The organism is Terrabacter terrae (assembly GCF_039529575.1).
GTDB classification, from domain to species: domain Bacteria; phylum Actinomycetota; class Actinomycetes; order Actinomycetales; family Dermatophilaceae; genus Terrabacter; species Terrabacter terrae.
Window position 1 is genome coordinate 1 of the sequence record NZ_BAAANB010000090.1, and the last position, 4,035, is coordinate 4,035.

General features: G+C 70.0%; 4 protein-coding genes and 1 pseudogene. 2 read left to right on the forward strand and 3 right to left on the reverse strand.

What is annotated here, in order from left to right:
- Nucleotides 1–139: 139 nt before the first annotated feature.
- On the reverse strand, nt 140–544 hold the full coding sequence (locus ABD194_RS19350; RefSeq protein ID WP_343994526.1) for a helix-turn-helix domain-containing protein: 405 nt from the start codon (nt 542–544) through the stop codon (nt 140–142).
- A 281-nt stretch (nt 545–825) separates the two neighbouring features.
- On the opposite strand from ABD194_RS19350, the gene ABD194_RS19355 reads away from it, so the two are divergent.
- A complete protein-coding gene (locus ABD194_RS19355) occupies nt 826–1,863 on the forward strand; it encodes an ATP-binding cassette domain-containing protein (protein ID WP_343994528.1) in 1,038 nt (345 codons plus the stop codon).
- Nucleotides 1,860–2,720 (forward strand): ABC transporter permease, encoded by an 861-nt coding sequence (locus ABD194_RS19360; RefSeq protein ID WP_343994530.1) that lies wholly within the window; start codon nt 1,860–1,862, stop codon nt 2,718–2,720. Before ABD194_RS19355 ends, ABD194_RS19360 begins: the two co-directional genes overlap by 4 nt.
- Before the next feature lie 134 nt (nt 2,721–2,854).
- Here ABD194_RS19360 and ABD194_RS19365 read toward each other — a convergent pair whose 3' ends face one another.
- Together ABD194_RS19365 and ABD194_RS19370 are read right to left on the reverse strand one after the other, a co-directional pair.
- Entirely contained in the window at nt 2,855–3,787 is a 933-nt protein-coding gene (locus tag ABD194_RS19365; RefSeq protein ID WP_343994532.1) for a carbohydrate ABC transporter permease, read from the reverse strand.
- A pseudogene (locus tag ABD194_RS19370) lies at nt 3,784–4,035 on the reverse strand (sugar ABC transporter permease); the annotation flags it as partial. The pseudogene ABD194_RS19370 and the gene ABD194_RS19365, both read right to left, overlap by 4 nt.

Sequence of the window (4,035 nt, forward strand, 5' to 3'; positions counted from 1 at the left end):
TCACAAGCGCGTGTCGAGCCTTCGGCAGGCTGTCTGACCGCGGTCGTTGCCAACTGCAGCCCGCAGCTCAGCAGCCCGCGGTTCAGCAGCCCGCAGCGGAGAAGTCCGGACGGGGGGGAGCCTCGTCGGGTGAGGGCCCTCAGGCGGCGAAGAGCGCCGGCCCCTCGACGTCGCCGACGGCGCCGGCGCCTGCCGGCTCGGCGGTGGACGTGATGCTGGAGCCGGCCCGCGACGTGAGGTCGAGGACGCGGCCACCCGGGCCCGCCTCGCCGGCCAGCTCACGCAGGTCGCGGTGTGCTGCGCCGACGAGACTGGTGATGCTGGAGCCGAGGGCGACGCAGACCGCCTCGAGCACCTCGGAGGACGGCTCCTTCAGGCCGCGTTCGACCTCCGAGAGGTAGGCGATGGAGATGCCGGCGCGGGCGGCGACCTCGGCGAGGGTGCGGCCCTGGCGGGTGCGGAGGCGGCGCAGCAGGCGGCCGTAGACCTCCCGCAGCAGCGGGGCGGGCCCGGCCGGTTGCGGGCTGGTGGCGATCTCGGTCATGGCCGTCTCCGATCGGTCGCGGTGCGTCCGTCCAGCGTCGCACGGCGCCGTGCGGTCGGCGGGGCATGAAGCCTCCGAGGACGTACGCCGTGGGCGAACTCCCTCGCCGGTGGCGCCGGTCGGGTGGTTGTCGGTCGGCGGTCGGGAAGTTGAGGAGAAAAATGTTGACGGCGTCCACTTGAGGGACGCACGCTGTCGGTGGGGACGGCTACCGTGGTCTCACGCGCAGCTCACACTCGCGACCCACCGACACGCGACTCACGAGGATCGGGGACCCTCTCATGACCATCACCACCGAGGCACGCACCGGGCGCGACCGGTTCACGGGGCCGGCCATCGAGGCCGAGCACCTCGTCAAACGCTTCGAGGACATGACGGCGGTCGACGACGTCAGCCTCACCGTGCCGCAGGGCACGGTCCTGGGCCTGCTCGGCCCCAACGGCGCCGGCAAGACCACCACCGTCCGGATGATGACGACCCTGACCACGCCGACGAGCGGCACCGCGCGCGTCGCCGGGCACGACGTGCTGACCGACCCCGAGGCCGTGCGGCTCAGCATGGGGCTGACCGGTCAGGCGGCCACCGTCGACGAGATGCTGACGGGCCGCGAGAACCTCCGGCTCATCGGCTCCCTCTACGGCCTCGGTCGTGCCGACGTGCGCCGCCTCTCGGACGAGCTCCTCGAGCGGTTCTCGCTCACCGAGTCGGGCAACAAGGTGGTCAAGGAGTACAGCGGGGGCATGCGGCGCCGGCTCGACCTGGCCGTCAGCCTCATCGCCGCACCGCCGGTGCTCTTCCTCGACGAGCCGACCACCGGACTCGACCCGCGCAGCCGCGTCGAGCTCTGGGAGGTCCTTCGCGGGCTCGTCACGGACGGCACGACGCTGCTGCTCACGACGCAGTACCTCGAGGAGGCCGACCAGCTCGCCGACCGCATCGTCGTCATCGACCACGGGCGGATCATCGCCGAGGGCACGGCCCTCGAGCTGAAGGACCAGTCCGGCCAAGCCGCGATCGTGCTGACCGTCTCCCACGCCGAGCAGCTGGAGCAGGCCCGCGCACTGCTCGCCTCGCACGTCTCCGAGGTGCACGTCGACACGGCGGCCCGGCAGCTGACGGCGCCCGCCAACGGCTTGTCCGACATGACCCGCGTCGCCGCCGTCTTCGACCGCAGCGAGATCGTCCTCGACGACCTCGGCCTCAAGCGCCCGAGCCTCGACGACGTCTTCCTCAGCCTCACCGGGCACCGTGCCGAGTCGGGCGACGACCACGACGGCGCGAGAGTCGAGCAGGACCAGCAGAAGGGGGAGTCGCGATGACCCAGGCATCCGCGACCACGCAGACCACCACCGCGACCGCTCGCGCGGCCGCGCCCCGGTTCCGTCCGCCGGGGCTGCTGCGCCAGGTCCAGATGATGGTGTGGCGCAACCTCAAGCACACCCGGCGCCAGCCCGAGATGCTGACCGACGTCACGATCCAGCCGATCATGTTCGTGCTGCTGTTCGCCTTCGTGTTCGGCGGCTCGATCCGCACCGACAGCGGCTCCTACCGCGAGTGGCTGCTGCCCGGGATCATGGCCCAGACGATGGCGTTCGCCTCGTTCATCGTCGCCAGCGGCCTCAACATGGACCTCGACAAGGGCGTCATCGACCGGTTCCGCTCCCTGCCGATCTCCCGCGGGTCGGTCCTCATCGGCCGCAGCGTCTACGCGATCATCCACTCGAGCATCGGCGTCTTCGTCATGTCGATGACCGGCCTCGCCATCGGCTGGCGCATCCGGGGCGGCTTCGGCAACGCCGTCCTCGCCTTCGCGCTGCTGCTGCTCTTCGGCTTCGCGATGATCTGGTTCGGCATCCTCGTCGGGTCGGCGCTGCGCTCGGTCGAGGCGGTCAACGGCCTGATGTTCACGACGATCTTCCCGGTCACCTTCCTGGCCAACACGTTCGCGCCCACCGAGGCGATGGCGCCGTGGCTGCGGACCGTCGCCGAGTGGAACCCGATCAGCGCGCTCGTCCAGGCGATGCGGGAGCTCTGGGGCAACGTGCCACCGGCGCCACCGAGCGCGGCGTGGCCGCTGCAGCATGCGGTCCTCGTCTCGGTCGGCTGGTCACTGCTCATCACCGCCGTCGTCGCGCCCCTCGCGATCAGGGCGTACGTCCGCCGCACGGCCGACTGACGCGCGACTGCTGACGGCGGGGGCACCCGCCGAGCCCCACGCATACAACCGACACGCACAGACGGAACGGCGCGAACCCCGGTCGGGGCCGCGCCGTTCGCGTCGGTGGGAGCTCGTCCTCGTGAGCCGCCCGCCTACTTGACCGAGCCGCTCATCAGGCCGCCGATGAAGTAGCGCCCGAGCACGATGTAGACGAGCAGGGTCGGCAGCGACGCCAGGAGCACGCCGGCCATGATGGACGGGTAGTCGGGGTTCTGGCCGCCCGCCAGCTCGTTCAGCGCATACGTCACCGGGCCGTTGTTGCGGTTGGTGAGGAACAGCGCGAAGAGGAAGTCGTTCCAGGCCGAGGTGAACTGCCAGATCATCGTCACGACAAAGGCAGGCATCGAGATCGGCAGGACGACCGAGCGGAAGGTCCGCAGCAGGCCTGCGCCGTCGACCTTCGCGGCCTCGAGGATCTCCGTCGGCAGGGCCGTCGCGTAGTAGTTGCGGAAGATCAGCGTGCAGATCGGGATGCCGAAGATGAGGTGGACGGCGATGAGCTTGACGATGCCGTCGAACCACGAGAAGCCGGGCGTGCCCTGCACGTCGAGGAGCATGCCCTGCAGCGGGATCATGACGGCCTGGTACGGGATGAACATCCCGAAGAGGAACAGCGTGAAGACCGTCGTCGCTCCGGGGAAGCGCCACTTGCTGAAGATGAACCCGTTGACCGAGCCGAGCATCGCCGACAGGACGGCCACCGAGGTCGCGAGGATCAGCGACCGCAACAGCGGCGGTGAGAGCGAGTCCCACGCCGACTTCCAGCCGTCGAAGGACAGCGAGGTCGGCAGCGACCACGCCTGGCTGGCGGTCACGTCGGCGCTGCGCTTGAGGCTCGTCACGATCAGCACGTAGAGCGGGAGCAGGATGAGGACCAGGAAGAGGACGAGCAGGCCGTAGCGCACGGTGCGCCCGACTGCGGTGCCCTCGGTCCCGGGGGCCTTGCCCGTGCTGACCCGCGAGGGGATCGGCTCGCCGCCCATGGCCGCGCCGGCCGGCACGACCTCGTTCGTCGTGGCGGTCATCCGCGGGTCTCCTTCTCGGTCTTGTTCGTGTACATCAGGTACGGCACGACGACGATGGCGACGAGGACCAGCAGGATCGTGGCGTTGGCCGCGGCCGCCGTCGGGTTGTTCTGCTGGAACATCTGCGTCCACATCATCGTGGCCGGCACGGAGGCCTTGTAGGAGTTCTGCCCGGCGATCGCGTAGATGAGGTCGAACATCTTCATCGACATGTGGCCGACGATGATCAGGGCCGAGAGCGCGATCGG

Bases quoted from the DNA above. Each gene is read 5' to 3' on its own strand.
- ABD194_RS19350 (WP_343994526.1), bottom strand. From the start codon at position 544: ATGACCGAGATCGCCACCAGCCCGCAACCGGCCGGGCCCGCCCCGCTG.
- ABD194_RS19360 (WP_343994530.1), top strand. From the start codon at position 1,860: ATGACCCAGGCATCCGCGACCACGCAGACCACCACCGCGACCGCTCGC.
- ABD194_RS19365 (WP_343994532.1), bottom strand. From the start codon at position 3,787: ATGACCGCCACGACGAACGAGGTCGTGCCGGCCGGCGCGGCCATGGGC.
- ABD194_RS19355 (WP_343994528.1), top strand. From the start codon at position 826: ATGACCATCACCACCGAGGCACGCACCGGGCGCGACCGGTTCACGGGG.